Source organism: Ancylobacter sp. SL191 (genome assembly GCF_026625645.1).
GTDB lineage: Bacteria > Pseudomonadota > Alphaproteobacteria > Rhizobiales > Xanthobacteraceae > Ancylobacter.
Window position 1 is genome coordinate 3,360,525 of the sequence record NZ_CP113056.1, and the last position, 17,199, is coordinate 3,377,723.

General features: G+C 68.3%; 23 protein-coding genes. 5 read left to right on the forward strand and 18 right to left on the reverse strand.

Annotated features, from left to right (window positions below):
- The first annotated feature begins 305 nt into the window (after positions 1-305).
- The gene (locus OU996_RS15270; RefSeq protein WP_267582464.1) at positions 306-932 is read left to right on the forward strand and encodes a MarC family protein; all 627 of its coding nucleotides are present in this window, start codon (positions 306-308) and stop codon (positions 930-932) included.
- Between the two features lie 263 nt (positions 933-1,195).
- On the opposite strand, the gene ssb is transcribed toward OU996_RS15270, so the two are convergent.
- A complete protein-coding gene (gene ssb, locus OU996_RS15275; protein ID WP_267582465.1) occupies positions 1,196-1,765 on the reverse strand; it encodes a single-stranded DNA-binding protein in 570 nt (189 codons plus the stop codon).
- Between the two features lie 309 nt (positions 1,766-2,074).
- Between ssb and OU996_RS15280 the strand changes: the two genes are divergently transcribed.
- On the forward strand, positions 2,075-2,239 hold the full coding sequence (locus tag OU996_RS15280) for a hypothetical protein (RefSeq protein WP_267582466.1): 165 nt from the start codon (positions 2,075-2,077) through the stop codon (positions 2,237-2,239).
- A gap of 68 nt (positions 2,240-2,307) precedes the next feature.
- A complete protein-coding gene (gene uvrA / locus OU996_RS15285; protein ID WP_267582467.1) occupies positions 2,308-5,211 on the forward strand; it encodes an excinuclease ABC subunit UvrA in 2,904 nt (967 codons plus the stop codon).
- A gap of 291 nt (positions 5,212-5,502) precedes the next feature.
- Here the strand turns inward: uvrA and OU996_RS15290 are convergent, their stop codons facing one another.
- Entirely contained in the window at positions 5,503-6,591 is a 1,089-nt protein-coding gene (locus OU996_RS15290) for a COX15/CtaA family protein (protein ID WP_267582468.1), read from the reverse strand.
- A gap of 158 nt (positions 6,592-6,749) precedes the next feature.
- On the opposite strand from OU996_RS15290, the gene OU996_RS15295 reads away from it, so the two are divergent.
- On the forward strand, positions 6,750-7,004 hold the full coding sequence (locus tag OU996_RS15295) for a DUF2842 domain-containing protein (RefSeq protein ID WP_267582469.1): 255 nt from the start codon (positions 6,750-6,752) through the stop codon (positions 7,002-7,004).
- Between the two features lie 35 nt (positions 7,005-7,039).
- On the opposite strand, the gene OU996_RS15300 is transcribed toward OU996_RS15295, so the two are convergent.
- Positions 7,040-8,548, reverse strand: a complete 1,509-nt coding sequence (locus OU996_RS15300) for a lipopolysaccharide biosynthesis protein (RefSeq protein ID WP_267582470.1) — start codon at positions 8,546-8,548, stop codon at positions 7,040-7,042.
- Between the two features lie 149 nt (positions 8,549-8,697).
- Here OU996_RS15300 and OU996_RS15305 point away from each other — a divergent pair, with 149 nt between their 5' ends.
- Positions 8,698-9,993 (forward strand): alpha/beta hydrolase, encoded by a 1,296-nt coding sequence (locus OU996_RS15305; protein ID WP_267582471.1) that lies wholly within the window; start codon positions 8,698-8,700, stop codon positions 9,991-9,993.
- Positions 9,994-10,140: 147 nt separating this feature from the next.
- Here OU996_RS15305 and OU996_RS15310 read toward each other — a convergent pair whose 3' ends face one another.
- The 15 genes from OU996_RS15310 to OU996_RS15375 are packed head-to-tail and all read right to left on the reverse strand — an operon-like array spanning position 10,141 to position 17,196.
- Positions 10,141-11,259 carry a tyrosine-type recombinase/integrase gene (locus tag OU996_RS15310; RefSeq protein ID WP_267582472.1) on the reverse strand — a complete coding sequence of 373 codons (1,119 nt, stop codon included), beginning with the start codon at positions 11,257-11,259 and terminating at the stop codon, positions 10,141-10,143.
- On the reverse strand, positions 11,145-11,450 hold the full coding sequence (locus OU996_RS21465) for a helix-turn-helix domain-containing protein (RefSeq protein WP_420712639.1): 306 nt from the start codon (positions 11,448-11,450) through the stop codon (positions 11,145-11,147). The genes OU996_RS15310 and OU996_RS21465 overlap by 115 nt, the downstream gene beginning before the upstream one ends.
- Complete coding sequence (locus OU996_RS15315; protein WP_267582473.1) at positions 11,447-11,878, reverse strand: thermonuclease family protein; 432 nt, start codon at positions 11,876-11,878, stop codon at positions 11,447-11,449. Before OU996_RS15315 ends, OU996_RS21465 begins: the two co-directional genes overlap by 4 nt.
- Positions 11,878-12,264, reverse strand: coding sequence for a DUF4031 domain-containing protein (locus tag OU996_RS15320; RefSeq protein ID WP_267582474.1), 387 nt, complete (start codon positions 12,262-12,264; stop codon positions 11,878-11,880). Before OU996_RS15320 ends, OU996_RS15315 begins: the two co-directional genes overlap by 1 nt.
- Positions 12,264-12,563 carry a hypothetical protein gene (locus tag OU996_RS15325; protein ID WP_267582475.1) on the reverse strand — a complete coding sequence of 100 codons (300 nt, stop codon included), beginning with the start codon at positions 12,561-12,563 and terminating at the stop codon, positions 12,264-12,266. The genes OU996_RS15320 and OU996_RS15325 overlap by 1 nt, the downstream gene beginning before the upstream one ends.
- A complete protein-coding gene (locus OU996_RS15330; protein WP_267582476.1) occupies positions 12,560-13,003 on the reverse strand; it encodes a hypothetical protein in 444 nt (147 codons plus the stop codon). The genes OU996_RS15325 and OU996_RS15330 overlap by 4 nt, the downstream gene beginning before the upstream one ends.
- Positions 13,000-13,416, reverse strand: coding sequence for a hypothetical protein (locus OU996_RS15335; RefSeq protein WP_267582477.1), 417 nt, complete (start codon positions 13,414-13,416; stop codon positions 13,000-13,002). The genes OU996_RS15330 and OU996_RS15335 overlap by 4 nt, the downstream gene beginning before the upstream one ends.
- The gene (locus tag OU996_RS15340) at positions 13,406-13,777 is read right to left on the reverse strand and encodes a hypothetical protein (RefSeq protein ID WP_267582478.1); all 372 of its coding nucleotides are present in this window, start codon (positions 13,775-13,777) and stop codon (positions 13,406-13,408) included. The genes OU996_RS15335 and OU996_RS15340 overlap by 11 nt, the downstream gene beginning before the upstream one ends.
- The gene (locus OU996_RS15345) at positions 13,774-13,920 is read right to left on the reverse strand and encodes a hypothetical protein (protein ID WP_267582479.1); all 147 of its coding nucleotides are present in this window, start codon (positions 13,918-13,920) and stop codon (positions 13,774-13,776) included. The genes OU996_RS15340 and OU996_RS15345 overlap by 4 nt, the downstream gene beginning before the upstream one ends.
- Positions 13,917-15,032, reverse strand: a complete 1,116-nt coding sequence (locus OU996_RS15350) for a phage Gp37/Gp68 family protein (RefSeq protein ID WP_267582480.1) — start codon at positions 15,030-15,032, stop codon at positions 13,917-13,919. Before OU996_RS15350 ends, OU996_RS15345 begins: the two co-directional genes overlap by 4 nt.
- Positions 15,025-15,492, reverse strand: a complete 468-nt coding sequence (locus OU996_RS15355) for a hypothetical protein (RefSeq protein ID WP_267582481.1) — start codon at positions 15,490-15,492, stop codon at positions 15,025-15,027. Before OU996_RS15355 ends, OU996_RS15350 begins: the two co-directional genes overlap by 8 nt.
- On the reverse strand, positions 15,485-15,970 hold the full coding sequence (locus tag OU996_RS15360) for a helix-turn-helix domain-containing protein (protein WP_267582482.1): 486 nt from the start codon (positions 15,968-15,970) through the stop codon (positions 15,485-15,487). Before OU996_RS15360 ends, OU996_RS15355 begins: the two co-directional genes overlap by 8 nt.
- Positions 15,967-16,479 carry a hypothetical protein gene (locus tag OU996_RS15365; RefSeq protein ID WP_267582483.1) on the reverse strand — a complete coding sequence of 171 codons (513 nt, stop codon included), beginning with the start codon at positions 16,477-16,479 and terminating at the stop codon, positions 15,967-15,969. Before OU996_RS15365 ends, OU996_RS15360 begins: the two co-directional genes overlap by 4 nt.
- Positions 16,472-16,684: a hypothetical protein gene (locus OU996_RS15370; protein ID WP_267582484.1), complete on the reverse strand. Its 213-nt coding sequence runs from the start codon at positions 16,682-16,684 to the stop codon at positions 16,472-16,474. The genes OU996_RS15365 and OU996_RS15370 overlap by 8 nt, the downstream gene beginning before the upstream one ends.
- Entirely contained in the window at positions 16,681-17,196 is a 516-nt protein-coding gene (locus tag OU996_RS15375) for a hypothetical protein (RefSeq protein WP_267582485.1), read from the reverse strand. The genes OU996_RS15370 and OU996_RS15375 overlap by 4 nt, the downstream gene beginning before the upstream one ends.
- Positions 17,197-17,199 lie beyond the last annotated feature (3 nt).

The following is a 17,199-nucleotide window of genomic DNA, read 5'->3' on the forward strand; positions in this document are numbered from 1 at the left end:
TCCGCACCCTCCGTCGCAAAATGTCGCCGCTGAGGGTCGCGTCAGCCACTGTCACGGCTCGCTCGCAAGACGTTCCCGACGACCGACCGCCGGATCCCCCGACGCCGCTCCTCGGTAAGCAGATCGCCCCTGCCCACCTTCCCAGCTGGAGGACGTCGTCCGGTCTCCAGCTTCGCGCGCCGGCGGCAAGGCATAGCTGCCCGGCTCCTTGCTCCGCCCCCTCATCGCGGCAGCGGCATCGCTCGCGTCGTTTCCCTTGCACAATGCCCCCGTCTCGGCACAGTGGGCGGTACCGGGGGGTCTCCATGCTCGACTACGTCTTCTCCGCCGCCGTCACCATGCTGGTGGTGATCGATCCCATTGGCCTCGCGCCGCTGTTTCTCGCGGTGACGCATGATCTGTCGCCGGCCGAGCGGCGGCTGGTGGCCTGGCGTTCCTCGGCCATCGCGCTGGCTATTCTGGTGTTCTTCGGGCTGGTCGGCGCGCCGCTGCTCCATGCGCTCGGCATCACCCTGCCGGCCTTTCGCATCGCCGGCGGGTTGCTGCTTTTCACCATCTCCTTCGAGATGGTGTTCGGCCGGCGCACCGAACGGACGATCGATTCCAGCGCCGCCACGGCGCGCGAGCAGGCGCTGCGCATGATGGCGGTGTTTCCGCTGGCGATTCCGCTCATGGCCGGCCCCGGCGCCATCACCGCCATGCTGCTGCTGGCCGGCGAGGCGCATGGCGATCCCGCCCGGCTGGCAGCGCTGTTCGGCATCACCCTCCTGGTGATCGCGAGCTGCCTGCTGGTCTATCTCGCCGCTGGCGGGGTGAACCGGCTGCTCGGCGTCACTGGCAACGCCATCCTCTCGCGCCTGCTCGGCGTGGTGCTGACGGCGCTAGCGGTGCAGTTCGTCATCGACGGCATCCGCGCCGCCTTTCCGAGCTGAGTAGCGGGGGTTCGAGCGGCGGCGTCGCTTGGCCCCAGCGCCTTCGCCCACGAGGGCGGGCCCCTTTAGCGGGGCCGGACACTGGGCGAGACCGGGAAGAACCTTTGAATCACCAAAGGTGCCGGGCGCCCGGCAAAAGCCCCGCCTTGTCCGCCATGTTCCTGCCCGCGCCGGGCGCCAGCCTATGCTGCGATCCCGCGCGGCTCATCGAGCCACGCATGGGCGCCTGCTTCGCGCCGGCCTGAACCCCGGTGCTGCAATCCTCAGAACGGGATGTCGTCGTCGAGATCGCCGCCGAACTTGCCGCCGCCGCCCGCCGGGGCCGGCTTGCGGTCATTGCCGAAGGATCCGCCACCGCCGCCGACGCTCGCACGCGAACCGCCGCCGCCAAAGGACGCGCCACCGGAATAACCGCCGCCCGAACCGAAATCGCTGCCGCCGGCGCTGTAATCGTCACCGCCGCCCTCGCCGCCGCCACTGCCGCGGCTGTCGAGAATGGTCAGTTCACCGCGATAGGCGCGCAGCACGACCTCAGTAAAATAACGCTCGCCGCCATTCTGATCGGTCGCCTTGCGGGTCTCGAGCTGTCCTTCGATGTAGACCTTGGTACCCTTGCGCAGATACTGCTCGGCGACCTTCAGCAGGTTCTCGTTGAAGATCACCACACTGTGCCACTCGGTGCGCTCCTTGCGCTCACCGGAGGCCTTGTCGCGCCAGGTCTCGGAGGTGGCGATGCGCAGGTTGCAGACCCGCCCGCCATTCTGGAAGGTGCGCACTTCCGGATCGCGGCCGAGATTGCCGATCAGAATAACCTTGTTGACGCTGCCCGCCATGTCGTCCTCCGAGAGTCTGTCGGACGCCCGCGGCGGAGCGCGCGCGCCTTGAAGCGGGCATGATAGCCCATCCCTGCCGCGCCGGCGCCCCCGCCCGCGCGGCTTTCCACATGCCACTTCCCGCCGGCGACGGGCGGCTTCTCCCGAAAATGCCGGGCGCGCCTGCGCACCGCTCGCCCCAGCTCCACAAGTGTTCTTGTTATGTTCCTAGCATTATGGCTAGTCTGATGCAAGACGACGAGTCGCACATTGCAGCCGGCCGGAGCCGCATTATGTTAAGCGCCGTGATCGCCAGGGAGCTTTCCCATCATGACCGACGTGCGTAATCGCCGGCGCGCCCGCGCCACTGCCATTGCCCTGCAGGCCGAGGACGCCCGTCAGGCGTTGATCCGCCGCGCGCTTCTCGCCGTAACGGGCGGGCTTATCGCCGCCGTGGCGGTCGCTGCCCTCGCCATGCGGGGCATCGGCTTCTGATCCGTGCCGGGACGGGCGGCCGCCCCAGCGAACCTGTTTTGGCACTGCCCGTCGATAAAGAGACCGGAATGAAGGATCGCGTGGATCTTCCGCGCCGCGACGCCCGTTCGATCGTCATTCGCGGGGCGCGCGAGCATAATCTCAAGAATGTCGATCTGGAGATCCCGCGCGACAGCCTGGTGGTGTTCACCGGTCTGTCCGGCTCGGGCAAGTCGTCGCTCGCTTTCGACACTATCTATGCCGAAGGCCAGCGCCGCTATGTCGAGAGCCTGTCGGCCTATGCCCGCCAGTTTCTCGAAATGATGCAGAAGCCGGACGTCGACCAGATCGACGGCCTCTCCCCGGCCATCTCCATCGAGCAGAAGACCACCTCGAAGAATCCGCGCTCGACGGTCGGCACCGTCACCGAGATCTATGACTATATGCGCCTGCTCTGGGCGCGGGTTGGTGTGCCCTATTCGCCGGCCACCGGCCTGCCGATCGAGAGCCAGACGGTCAGCCAGATGGTCGACCGCGTGCTCGCCTTGCCGGAAAAGACCCGGCTCTATCTGCTCGCGCCCGTGGTGCGCGGGCGCAAGGGCGAATACCGCAAGGAGCTGGCGGACTTCCAGAAAAAGGGCTTCCAGCGCGTCAAGATCGACGGCCAGTTTCACGAGATCGCCGAGGCGCCGGCGCTCGACAAGAAGTTCAAGCACGACATCGACGTGGTGGTGGACCGCCTGGTCGTGCGGCCGGACATCGCCAGCCGCCTCGCTGATTCCTTCGAGACCGCGCTCGGCCTTGCCGACGGCATCGCGGTGATCGAGTTCGCCGACGAGAAGGACGAGGGCGGCGAGGCGCGGCGCATCATCTTCTCGGAGAAATTCGCCTGCCCGGTCTCCGGTTTCACCATTCCCGAGATCGAGCCCCGGCTTTTTTCCTTCAACAACCCGTTTGGCGCGTGCCCGGTCTGCGATGGCCTCGGCCATGAGAGCAAGATCGACCCCGAACTCATCGTGCCGGACCGCACGCGCAGCCTGAAGCAAGGCGCCATCGCGCCCTGGGCGAAGTCCTCGTCGCCGTATTACGGCCAGACGCTCGACGCGCTCGCCCGCCATTACGGCTTCAAGCTCACCACCAAATGGGCTGATCTGCCGGAGAAGGCCCAGCAGGTCATTCTGCACGGCTCCGGGTCTGAGGTGATCCGCTTCGTCTATGATGACGGCATGCGGGCCTATGAGACCGCGAAGACCTTCGAGGGCATCGTCACCAATCTCGAGCGCCGCTGGCGCGAGACCGAGAGCGACTGGGCGCGCGAGGAGATCGGCAAATATTTTTCCGCCGTGCCCTGCGCCGCCTGCAATGGCTTCCGGCTGAAGCCCGAGGCGCTGGCGGTGAAGATCGCCGGCAGCCATATCGGCAACGCCGCGCAGCTTTCCGTGCGCGCGGCGCTGGAGTGGTTTGGCACCCTGCCCGGCCAGCTTTCCGACAAGCAGAACGAGATCGCCGTCCGCATCCTCAAGGAGATTCGCGAGCGCCTCGCCTTCCTGCTCGATGTCGGGCTGGATTATCTCACCCTCGCGCGCGCCTCCGGCACGCTGTCGGGCGGCGAGAGCCAGCGCATCCGCCTCGCCTCGCAGATCGGTTCGGGGCTGACCGGCGTGCTCTATGTGCTGGACGAGCCCTCCATCGGTCTGCACCAGCGCGACAATGAACGCCTGCTCGGCACGCTGCGCCGGCTGCGCGACCTCGGCAACACGGTGATCGTGGTCGAGCATGACGAGGACGCCATCCTCGCCGCCGATTATGTCGTGGATGTCGGGCCAGGCGCCGGCGTGCATGGCGGGCGCATCGTCGCGCAGGGCACGCCGCCGGAAATCCTCGCCAACCCGAACTCGCTGACCGGCAAATACCTCACCGGCGCGCTCACCGTGCCGGTGCCCAAGCGCCGCAAGCCGGACCGCAAGCGGCTGCTGCGCGTGGTCAATGCCCGCGCCAATAACCTTAAGAACGTCACGGCGGAGATCCCGCTCGGCCTGTTCACCGCCGTCACCGGCGTCTCGGGCGGCGGCAAGTCGACCCTTCTGGTGGACACGCTCTACAAGGCGGTCGCGCGCCGGCTCAATGGCGCCTCCGAGCCGCCGCTGGCGCATGACGGGCTGGAAGGGCTGGAGCATCTCGATAAGGTCATCGATATCGACCAGTCGCCGATCGGCCGGACGCCGCGGTCGAATCCCGCGACCTATACCGGCGCCTTCACGCCGATCCGCGAATGGTTCGCCGGCCTGCCGGAGGCGAAGGCGCGCGGCTATGGCCCCGGCCGTTTCTCCTTCAACGTGAAGGGCGGGCGCTGCGAGGCCTGCCAGGGCGATGGTGTCATCAAGATCGAGATGCACTTCCTCCCCGATGTCTACGTCACCTGCGACGTCTGCAAGGGCAAGCGCTACAACCGTGAGACGCTCGAAGTCACCTTCAAGAACAAGTCGATAGCCGATGTTCTTGATATGACGGTCGAGGAAGGCGCCGAATTCTTCAAGGCGGTGCCGGCGGTGCGCGAGAAGCTGGAGACGCTGTCCCGCGTCGGCCTCGACTATATCAAGGTCGGCCAGCAGGCGAACACGCTGTCCGGCGGCGAGGCGCAGCGCGTCAAGCTCTCCAAGGAGCTGTCGCGCCGGGCGACCGGGCGCACGCTCTATATTCTCGACGAGCCGACCACCGGCCTGCACTTCCACGATGTGGCCAAGCTCTTGGAAGTGCTCCACGAGCTGGTCGAGCAGGGCAATACGGTGGTGGTGATCGAGCACAATCTCGAGGTCATCAAGACCGCCGACTGGGTGCTCGACCTCGGCCCGGAGGGCGGCGATGGCGGCGGCGAGATCGTCGCAGCCGGGCCGCCGGAGGTGATCGCCAAAACGGAGCGCAGCCACACCGGCCGCTTCCTCGCCGAGGTGCTGGCCCGCCGCCCGCTCAAATCGCGTAGCGCGGCAGAGTAGGCCGGAAGAGCGGGGGCGGCGTCGCGCCGCCACCCTCCTTCGTGCCACGTGGTCGGAGGCTCGGCCGAACACCTGCGTCAAAGGCGTGGATGGTCGGGCCACGCCCGACCATGACGTCGCTATGGTGGCTTCATGTCATGGGCCGTGTCACCGGCGTAGACCACCCGTCATCCCAAAGACACCGTCGTCCCCGGGCTTGGCCCGGGGATCCACGACGTGAAACGAGCACCACGGCCAACGCAGCGCGACGGCTCGCGCCACGCCGTCGGCAAGCCGCGGCTGGAACCCGCCCTAGCGCGCCGTCGCCACAACAGTCCCCTCCCGCAACCGCACCAGATGCACCGTCGCGGCGATCAGCACGATGGTCGCGCCGAACTGGTGGGTGAGCGCGATGTCGATCGGCACCTGGTGGATCAGCGTGAGGATGCCGAGCATCGCCTGGCAGGCGACCAGCCCGAAGATCAGCAGCGCCCGCTGGCGCGCCGCACCGCCCGCCCGGCGCGCGGCGAGGTAATGGCCGAGGGCGAGCGCCAGCAGCACATAGGCGACGAGCCGGTGGTTGAACTGCACGGTCAGCACGTTCTCGAACAGGTTCCGCCACGCCGGCTGCTGCACGAAGAGATTGGCCATGGGCGGCACGAGATGGCCATCCATCAGCGGCCAGGTCGTGTAGGTCAGGCCCGCATCGAGCCCCGCAACCAGTCCGCCGAGGAAGATCTGCAGCACCACGACGCCGAGCAGGATGTGCGCGTTGGTGCGCAGCCAGGCCGGCACCGCCTGCGGCGCGTGGGCGGGCTTCAGCGACGCAGCGACCGCCACGGTGGCGGCGAGGATGATGCAGGCCAGCGTCAGGTGAGTGGCGAGCCGGTACTGGCTCACATCCACCCGGTTCACCAGCCCCGAGGCAACCATCCACCAGCCGACCGCCCCCTGCAGCCCGCCGAGCACGAACAGCCCGCCGAGCTTCCAGCCCAGCGGCCGGTCGATCAGCCCGCGCCAGAGGAAGAACAGGAAAGGTAGCAGGAAGACGAAGCCGATGATGCGACCGAGCAGCCGGTGACCCCATTCCCACCAGAAAATGTATTTGAACTCGTCGAGGCTCATGCCCCGGTTGATCTGCACATATTGCGGGATCTGCCGGTACTTCTCGAACTCGGCCTGCCACTGCGCATCGGAGAGCGGCGGAAGCGTGCCGGTCACCGGCTTCCACTCGGTGATGGAGAGGCCGGATTCGGTCAGACGCGTCGCGCCGCCGACGACGACCATCAGCACGATCAGCGCCGCCACGGCATAGAGCCACAGGCGCACGGGGCGCAGGCGATCGGCGGCCCCGGTTGCGGCGCGCGGGGCGGTGGCGGGAAAGGTCTGGTCAAGGGCCATGCTGCGCTCCTGGCAAGGGTGGCCATCAGCCCCGCTGGCCACCGTCGGCCGGGCGGCTTCCTCCCCGGCCCGGCGAGCGATATAGAGGCGTCGGGCAGCGCGCAACCGGACTCTTTGTCTCGCGCCGGCCAGTGATCCGACGCGAACAGGACGGTGCGATGAGCCAGCAGCCGATGAGCGACCCACGGGGCCTGCCCCCGCGCCTGCGCAAATTCATCGGCACGGTGGCGCTGCTGCTGCTGGTCATCATCTGGGCGCTGGCCGCCATGGCGCTGGCGCAGGGCCGCGTGACCACCCTGCCCGGCTATGCGCAGTTTTTCGCGTATGTGTTTCTCGGAATCGGCTGGGTATTTCCCGCCGGCTGGATCATCCGCTGGATGATGCGCTTCGACCGCCGGCCGGAAACGCTCTGATCCACCCGATCACAAGAGCTTGAGCGGACGCCGGGTCAGGCGGCCTGTGGCAGCGGCCTGGGCGGGGCGACCTCGGTGAAGGTCACCATGGCGATGTCGCCGAATCCCTGCTCGGCGAGATAGTCGAAGGCCTGCACCGCGTCGGTCGCGGCACCGCCGGGCTGGGTGACGAGGATCAGCGTCGGCTTGAGCGCCGCGACGCGCGCCGTGCCTTCCGCCTCGGCGAAGGGGGGCGCCGCCACCACCACATGGTCATAAGTCTGCATCAGCGCGCTGAGGATCAGCGTCAGCCGGTCGGCACCCACCAGCCCGCTCGCCTCGCAGGCACCGCGTCCGGGCGGAATCACATGGCAGCGTGAAGCCGCCTCGCGATGGATGGCGTCGGAGAAGCTCGCCACGCCGAACAGCAGGTCGGTCAGCCCCGGCGCGCGCGGGTCGGTGGTCAGTTCGGCCAGCGCCGGCGCCATGACATCGAGGCAGACGATCACGGTGCGCCGCTCGGGCGAGGCAAGGGCGCGCGCCAGCGCCAGCGCGCAGCGGGCGATGCCGTCATCGGGCGAGGGCCCCGTCACCACCACAAGCCGTGCCGCGGCGCCGCGCAATTCGATCAAGCGGGCAAGATCGGCCAGTTCGCCATCACGGGACAGATGGCGGCGCGGGCGCGGCTCGCCTTCCCCGGCGAAATCATCGGCGCTTTCCGCGCCGATCCACGGCAGATGCTGCGCCGCGCCCTCACGAGCGAGTTCAGGAAGCGCGGGCGCGACAGCCGCAGGTGGAACGGGCGCACTCCGGCGTCGGCGGCGGAAGAATTGCAAGCCGAGCGCGACGCCGAAGGCGCCGAGCGCGGCCCCGCCGGCGGCCAAAGCGGGCGCCGGCGCGAGGGGCTCGGCCGGGGCCTGCGCCCGGGAAGCGAGCCGCGCCGGCATGGCAATGGGCCCGCCCGCTTCCATGTTGAAGGCGCCGCGCGTCTGGCGCAGCCGGAGATAGCTGTCGGCGAAAGCATTGGCGACATCGGCGGCGAGCGTCGGGCTGGCGGCAACGAAGCGGATGACGGTCTGCCCGTCCGCCCGGTCCTTCACCGTGAGCCCGCCCTCGATGGAACGCAGCGCGGCGGTATCGCCGGTGGAGGCGCTGGCCGGCGCGCCGAGCAGCGCGTTCAGCCGGTCGGACAGCGAGAGGCGGCGATCGGTGAGACGCTCGGTGAGCCGTGTGTCCTCAATGACCTGCCGGGCGAATTCGCGCGAGGCGATGATTTGCGCCCGCGTGGTCGGTGCCGCCATGCCGCGGGCCTCCGGCAGCAGGCGCGCCTCGGCCGCATAGCGCGGTTGGGCCAGCACGCCAGCCAACCCGCCGACCAGCAGGGCGGCAAGGCTCGGCACCAGCAGGTGGCGGCGGGCGAAGGCGCGAAATGCCGTACCGCGCGTTGGGACGGCGGTCACCGGTGATTGATCCGAGGCTTCCGATCCGGGCGCGATCGACGCGGCAATAGGCAGCGGCAGGAAGGGGCCATAGGCCTCCGCCACCGCAACTCCCGCACCTGCCATGTCCGGCTCGTTCACCATGGCCGCATTAGGCGACCATTGTGGTTTCCACCGTGTTAAAGGCCGCACGAGGATTGTCGGTGGGCCTACGGATGGCGCACCCCTCCCCGCCTGATACCGTCATCGGCGATGCTGCCGATGAGGATCGCGTGATGGTTGAAGGGCTTGTCTCCCGTCGTTCACTACTGGGCGCTGGCGCGGGGCTGATCGCGGCGATGGGGCTGACGCCGGCCGCCGCGCAGGTGCCGGGCGGCTCACCACGCGCGGGTGGCGCGGTCATCGGCGATGTCCGCGTGGAACGGATCGGCAGCTATGACGCTGCGCGCTTCACGACGATCGGCGAGGACGAACTGCGCGACTTCATGAGCATCACCACGCAGCCCGGCGGCTATGTGGGCCGCTTTCCGGCCGCCCGATTCGGCGTGACGCTGTACCGCGTCACCTATCCGAGCGTCATTCCCGAGCTTGGCAATCGACCCGTCATGGCATCGGGCCTTGTGGCGGTGCCCGATGGGGCGGGCGCTGAGCTGCCGATGGTCAGCTATCAGCATGGCACGGTGTTCGACCGTTCCTATGTGCCCTCCCAGCCGGAGAACTCGACAGAGACGCGGCTCGCCCTGCTGGCTTTCGCCGCGCAGGGCTATGTGGTGATCGGCGCCGATTATTTCGGCCGCGGCAGCTCCGATCTGCCGGACAGCTATCTGGTCAAGGCCAGCACGCAGCAGGCGACCTATGACATGCTGCGGGCGGCGCGGCAGGTACTCGCGGCGCTTGGCATCACCCCTGGCCCGCTGTTTCTCTCCGGCTGGTCGCAGGGCGGCTGGGCCACCATGGCGTTGCTGCAGAAGCTGGAATCGCTCGGCGAGCCGGTGGCTGCCGCCGGTGTGGCGAGCGGACCAATGGACATCTCGCTGCTGATCAATCGCTGGCTCAACAATCCCCAGCCGGTGGACGCGTCTTATCTGCCGGCCGCGGTTGCCATGCAGATCGAGGCCAAAGCCTATTACAACCAGATGCCGGGGATCGACGCCGTCGCCATCGAGCCGGCCTATCTGGAGGTGGCGCGTGCCTTCTACGCCGGCGATATCGATTATTGGGACTTCGCCAAGCGGACCCCGTCCACGCTCGCCGACTTCATCCGGCAGGAGTTCCGTGACACCATCGCCGCAGGTCAGGGCGCGTACTGGACTCTGCTGGACGCGTCGGAAGTGTATCGTTGGCGCCGCAAGACGCCGGTGCGCAGCTGGTATGGCGGCAAGGACGAGGTGACCCCGCCCGATCTCGCCAAGCTGCCGGCCCTCGCCGCCTCAATCACAGGCGGCGCGCGCTTCGAGGCGCTCGACGCCGGCGACGAGGCCGATCATCGGGGCATCTATGTCTATGCCCTGCTGGCGCAGAAACCGTGGTTCGATTCCCTGCTCGGGACCAGCGGCCAGACCCGTCCCTAGGCCGTGTGGCCCGGCGACACCGGGTGCGGCTCAATGAGACTGTCGTCTTCGGGATATGCCTGCGGCCTAATGGTCGGAGCGGCGGGATTCGAACCCACGACCCCTAGTCCCCCAGGTCGAGAGGCGGTCGCCGTAGCGCGTTGCGATCTATACGGCTTTCAGCTTCCGCTTTCCAGTTCGGGATTTATTTCGGGACTTTGAGAGCTTCTCAAGCCCCTCGCGCAGATCCTCGTCGAGCACATGGGCGTAGCGCACGGTGGTCTTGATGTCCCGGTGGTTGAGGGCCTTCTGCACGAGCTTCAGGTTGCCGGTCTGGCGCAGCAGCTTGGTGCCGAGGTCGTGGCGGAAGTCGTGGAATCGGAAATCGGCCATGCCCGCGCGCTTCTTCATCCGGCGCCAGTAGCTCTTCAGCCCGTCATAGGTCAGCGGCAGGCGCTCGCCCTTCACCAGCCCCTTGGAGCGCACGGTGCGCTGCACGATGTACGTGAACACCTGGTGCGGGTGGTGCCCGCGCAGCGGCCAGAGGAGGGTGCGGATCTCGGCGGTGATGATGGTGCGCACCGGCAGGCTGCCTTTGCCGATGGTCTGGATGACGCCGGCCTCCCAATCCACCTCCTCCCACCGGATGAAGCACTCGGAGAGGCGCAGGCCACTGGCGCGGGCGAAGGCGAAGAAGGGCTCGAGGTCATCGCGCATCTCGGCATCGAGGCGCGTCTCCTCGGCCGGGCGCAGCTCGCGCGTGCGCTCGGTTGGCTCGCGCAGCATGTGGATCTTCCAGTTCGGCTCGCGCGGCAGTTCGGCGCCCCAGGCGCGCTTGGCCCGGTTGAACAGCTTCTTCAGCACCTCGGTGGTGGAGCGGTTCACGGTGGCGGGCGAAATGAAGGGCGCCTCGTCCCCCGCCCATGCGCGATGCCCGCGCCGCCACGCCACCATGTGGGCGACGGCGTCATCGTCGATATCGGCAAGGCGGGTCTCGGCGCCGAAATAGGTGAACAGCCGCTGGAGATTGGTCCATGTGGTGGCGGCGCCGGCGTGGTGCTTGCCGACCTCCTCCCAATAGCGGCTGGTGGCGGCGAGCATGGTGAGCGGGCCGGTGCGCAGCCGCTCCGATTCGCGGACGATCTGCTTCGCCTTCTCCCGCTCGGCGGCCTCTACAAGCTTCGCGGCCTTGAGTGTTTTGGCCTTGGTTGATCCGTGAAAGCGACGACCACGGACCTGGAAGTCGTAGTGGTAGAACGGGGACCCTTTCGGTTGGTAGAGCGACATGGGGCATCCTGTCGGCGCTGGCGCTCGATGAACTCGTCGAGATCGTCATTGGAGAACATTCGGCGGGGCCTCTTCAAGCCCGCACCGACGCGGATGTAACGCAGGCGCCCCTGCTCGACATGATCGAACAGCGTTTTCACCGAGATGCGGAGCGCCTCGGCGGCTTCCTTGGGGGTGAGCAGCGGCGTCATGGCCCCTCCCCGCACCAGTTGCGCCGGCGGGGGCAGTGGCCGCCGGCGCAGTCATAGGGCTCGGCCAGCCCCTCGCTGATGAGGATGGCCGCCACGTCCCGGCCCTGCACCGTGAGACGGGCGAGCGAGCGGCCGTAGCGATCGGGCGCCGGCAGGCGCTCCAGCGTGAGGCAGGCGGCCGGCGCGCGCGCCAGCGGGCCGCAGGCCATGGTGAGCAGATCGTGCAGGCGGGCCTTGGCGCGGTAGCCGAGCGCCCGCTCGCCCTCGCACTGCGCATCCCGCGTTTCCGGCGTGTTGAAGCCGGTGAGGCGGATATGCTCGCGGTCGACGATGATGGTGTCCCCGTCGAGCACATAGATATCCGCCGCCGCCGGCGTGGCGAGCAGGAGGGCGGCGAGAATGGCCGCCGATTTGATGCGCCGGGCCATCAGATGAGGCTCCCTTGTTCGGCCGCTTCGGCCTGTTTGGCGCGGGACGTGTCGATGCGGGCGAGCCTCGCCGCGCCGATGAGCGCCAGCGCGGGGTCACCGCTCGCGATCTGCCGGCGGGCCTCCCATTCCAGCGGGCCCCATCGGTCGGTCTCGATGGCACCGGCCGCGACAGCCTGCGCCCGCTTGACCTTGGCAATGTCAAAATGCACCCACGACGCCTTGCGAAACTGCGGCAGCGAGAGTGTGGGGTGACCTTGCAACCACTTCCGCTGCACCCCGATCCGGTCGGCCATGGCGAACAGTTCGTCGAGCGTGTCCGCCCACATATGGCACATCAGCATGCGTCCGAACGGCCAGACGGCGGGATCAACGAAGACGGTCATCAGCACACCTCGTCGAAATAGCTGTTGAGCATCTGATCGGTGAACGGCGGCGCGGTCGCCAAGAGCGCGGCGGCCTCGCTGGCCTCCCCGCAGCAGACGGTTTCAAGGTCGCGCGGGTGCAGGCCCGACAACCATGCGTCGATCGGCGGAAGAATCTCAGCGGGCTGTTTTGCCATCCAGTCGCGGAGCTCGCGCTTCATCTGCGCCTCGGAGCGCCCGCGATTGATGCCGCCATTGTCGAGTGCGATCAGCAGGGTCGCGCGAGCGAAGCCCGGAAAACGTTCACCGGGTGCGGTCACAGCAGCCTCCCTTGGCTGAGGTGTTCGGGAATCGGATTGGCGAACGGCCGGGCGGCCTCGCCGGGGTTGAAGAAGCCGAGAGCGCCCTTGCACGGCTGGAAGGGCACCGGCGCCGCCTCCGCCATGACGAGGCCGATCGGGCCGAAGAACCACGGCGATTCCATCTCGCGGACGACATCGACGATGCGCGCGCGGCCGACGATGCCGCCCCGCTCGAACTCGTGCGGCTGCGGCAGCGGGATGCCGGGGAAGGTCTCGGCGATCCAGTCATAGCCGTCGCGGTCGAACTTCTGGCCGGCGTGCAGGAGCACATCGCCCCGGAAGCGCAGGCCGGGATTGCCCGGCTGCCAACTGCGATTCTCCACCGGCTTGAAGCCGTGGGCGATGCACCAAGTCCAAGGCTGGATGATCGAGAGCGCGCGCCATCCGCAGGTGGTCATGACTGGGCCTCCCTCCGGCGAGCAAGGCAGGGGGAATCGGCGATCTCGGCGCGCAGCGCATCCATGGCCGGCTTGCCGTAACCCCACAGGTCGCCGTCGCAGATCCATGTGGGCCAAGGGCCGAAGACCGAGGCGGGCACGGGCCGGCCCGAGCGGATGAACGCGGCGATGCACTCGATCAGCCGCCGCAGCGTGCCTCCGTTGCTGAAGTGCCGCCAATGGCCACGATAGGCCACGTAGACGCGGCGGTTCGTGTATTCATCCCGAAGCCACAGGCGGCCCGCGAGATCGATCTCGAACCGCGCGATGCGCCCGCTCCGAGTGTCGTGAAAGAACCGTCGGCCATGGCGGGAGATGGCGGCGATCAGGGCATTGGCGTGGGTGAGGCGCTGGCGCGGCGTTTCAATCGTCATGGCGATCCTCGACGGCCTTGAAGGCCGGCTTGAGCTTGGTCACCTCGGGGCTGTCGTAGAGGCGGTTCACGTGGCCGCAGTGCGGGCAGATGAACCGCCCCTCGCCCTGGCGCCAATAGTCCCCGCCGGTGCAGCCGTGAGGCTCGATGTAGAAGTGCGTCTGGATGAAGGTCAGGTCGCCAATACGGCTGAAGCCGCCGCAGCCTTTGCCGGTGGCGATCTGGCTGGTGCATTGCACCAGCGTGTCGCGCGCCTGCTGCTCAAGGGCGGCCTCACGTGCCGCTATCACGGCGCGGGCGGCTTCCACCTCGGCATCGGAGGGGCCGGCGAGTGCCGGCTGGAAATGGGGGATCCGCGTCATGGCTTCGGCTCCCGCTTCGCGAGCAGGGTGGCGCGGGTGATCTCATAGCCATCGACCACCTTGGCGATGAAATCGCCGACCTCGCGCGGGGCCCACATCGCCCAGATGACGACGATGGTCAGCACTCCCCCGAGGGCAGTCATGACCGCACCTCCGGCAGGGCGTTGTGCTCGACGCCATCGAGCAGCCGTCCGGCGCGGGCTTTGCCGACGCGGATCATCTGATATCCATCCTCGAATACATGGCTGATCGGGACGTCCCCCGTCGCTCCTTTGGCCGTGACGTGTTCACCCCACTGCTTGAAGAAGAACGGGACGCCGGCGGTAGCGCACTGGTCGCGGAGGGACCGCGCCCAATCGGGGTGCATCGGCCGGGCGTTCGGGCCGCTCTCGCCGCCGGCGATGACGAGATCGATGCGAGCCGTCTCCGCCCCTGTGGGGCCGAACTGGAAGCCGCGCAGGGAATCATGCCAGTCCGTTATCGTGCCGCGGGCACCGCGAACCTCCCGCAGAGAGAACAGCTTCAGCGGCCCCAGCAGCGGCTCGGCGGAGACGAAGCGGATGGCGGCGGGGGTGGCGAGCAGATCCGGCACGCGCTCATCGGCGCGGCGCTGATCCTCGGTCGAGACGCCGAGCCAGACATTCGGGAGCGGCCGGCGCGGCCATGCCGGGCGGCCGATCAGTGAGCCCTCTGGAGTCCAGAACCGCTCGTGATCGAAGAAGGGGTTCATGGTCACGTCGTCGATGGCCAGATTGATCCGGTCCCAGCGGTCGCTTGGCCGCTTTTCGGCGGGGATGTCGATGGTCTTGCCGCCACCCAACTGGATCGACCGCGCAAGAGCGGGCTGCCACGTCTCGGCAAAATACTCCCGCATCCGGGTGCTGCGCTTGGTCAGCACCTGATAGGTGTGCTGCGGGGAGAGGGCCATGATGGCGAAGACGCGGTCGATCCACGCGTCGGGCACGTCCTCATGGAGCAGGTCGCCCATGGAGTTGACGAAGATCCGGCGCGGGCGGCGCCAGCGGAGCGGCTGGGTGAGGATGTGCTCGGGCGCCAGCGCGACCTTGCCGCTCCACACGGCGCCCGCCTTGCCGGGCTGCGTCGTCCCGGCATAGTGCGAACCGGGCTGCATGGCCTCGATCCGCGCCGCCATCTTCATGGCGTAGCAGTTGGTGCAGCCGGGCGAGACCAGGCTGCAGCCGACGATGGGATTCCACGTCGCGTCGGTCCATTCGATGCCGGAGCGGTCAGCCATCGGTGCGGCCCTCCGTGGCCCGCGATGCCGCGGCCTTCTCCTGGGCATGGCAGTCATGAAGGTTCAGGGCCTGCGCGGGCATCGCGAAGCTTGTCGGCTGGGCTGTTAGGCGGCCCTCCGCCAAGGCGATGAGGGCGTTCAGCACCGCGACGACAAGCGCCTTGCCAGGCGTCGGGGCCTGCCCACTGGCTTCGTCCAGCCGATCGCAGTGATTGGGATCAAGCCGATTGATGAAGGCCCAGCCGTCAAAGAGGGTGGTACGGCCACAGCGCCAGTACCAGCCCGGCAAGAGTGCTTCCTTGAACGCGACAGCGGCATCGACCCCTTCTCGGCCAAGCGTGGCGTTCTGAGCCAGCATGGCGTGCTCACCGAAGGCGGCGATGGCGGCATTGTCCGCGCCGCCGATGTAGCCGCCGGCGGCGACGCTGTCGCGGAAATGGAGGAGCGTGGCCTTATCCATGGTCGCGCCCCCTCTCCTTCGGCGCCGGCTCCGGGGCGGCGTGGTTCACGGCGTGCTTGATGGTCGGCATCAGCAGGCCGGCGTCGTTGCGGATGATGCTCACGTCGAGGCTGATCCTTTCGAGGGCCAGGACGTGGGTGCGGCGGATGGGGCGGCGCCCCATTTCGAGCTCGATGAAGGCGCGGCGGCCGAGGCCCATGCGCGCGGCGAGTTCTTCCTGGGTGAGGCCCCAGCGCAGGCGCCAATGGGCAAGGTCAGCCGCTTTCATGGCGGGGCGGCCCTTTCGGCCGGTGCGGGCGCAGGTGCTCGGGCGTGGCGCGCCAGCGGGTCTCCTGCTCGGCTTGCAGGCGGATGAGAGGTCTTCGTCATCCCACTCCGGCCCGGCATCGGCCCGGCCCTTGGTGTAGGCGAGGATGACGAAGGGCAGCATGAAGACGGCGCCGAGCAGGAAGCCCCAGAAGGTGTAGCTGTTGCTCATGCCGAGCCCTCCGGCGCGGCGCTGGCGAGGGCGGGCTCGGGCTGCACGGGGACGAAGCGTGGCTTGTCGCCCGTCACCTCGAGCCGGTAGCGTTCCTCGGTCCATTTGCTGAACCGGACCTCGACGGCGAGCTCGTCATCCAACGCGATGTCATAGAGATCGACGCAGCCGCGCGCGAAGTCCTCCAGCGTGTCGGCAATGTTCTCATGGGCGCCCGCATCGTAGACGCCCGTCCAGTCGCCGGGATCGAAGCCGACAAGGCGGAAGGTGCCGTCGCCGTTGATGATGATGTCGCGCGCGCCGCGCGGCTCGTGCCACATGAACAGCACGTCGGCGCCGGGCTGCACGATCATGCAACCATAATCGACGCGCTCCTGCCGGCCCTTGGGGCCGATGATCCACCCGGCCTCGCAGCGCCCGGCAATCCATTTGTCGGGCGTGCCGAGCCCGGTGGGCATTCTCTCGTCGGCAACGAAGGCGGCCCAGCACAGGCGTTCGGTGTCATACATCGGCGCGGCCCTCCGGCTGCGGGGTGTGGGTGTTGTGGCGGTACTCGCCGCACCAGGCATCGGCCGCGACGGGCGGCCAGACGGCGCTGCGGGCATCGGACTGGCGGGAGAGCACGAGGCGCGGCTCGCGGCGGCGGCAGGCGCCCTGCTCGCGCGCGGCATCGTTCGGGTGCCACCAGACGCAGCTGTTGCAGGTCTGGGTCATGCCGCGCCCTCCGGCTTGGCGGCGGCGCGGTCGAGCCGCTCGATCTCGGCGATGATGAGGGCGCCCGCCCGCACGAGATCGCGGCGGTTGTCCTTCGGTTTCCACCACTGCGCAGCCCACGGCCAGAGCCTCGGGCGCGGCGGAACAAAGGTGAACGCTCCCCGTTCGGCCGGCAGAATGTCGCGAAAGAGTTCCGGCGTCGCATAGCAGGCGGCGGCGAGAGCCAACTCGCCGCTGATGTACTGGTCATCATGCGGGGGTGGGCGGTTTTCAACTTCGATCTGCCGCCGGCGCTCGGCCAGCACATCGGCCGCCGCGCGGCTGATCATGTCCGGCTCGCCCTGGCGCGCCTCGTGCGCCTCTGCCGCCTCCGCGAGCGTCGAGCCGAAGATGTCGCGATAGAGGCGGCACGAAAGCGGCCTGAGCCCGGGCTGGGCTGCCACCACCCGCCATGACTCGATGAGCGTGCGCTCCTTCGGCAGCATGTCGGGTTCGATCTGTGTGCGCGGCATGGG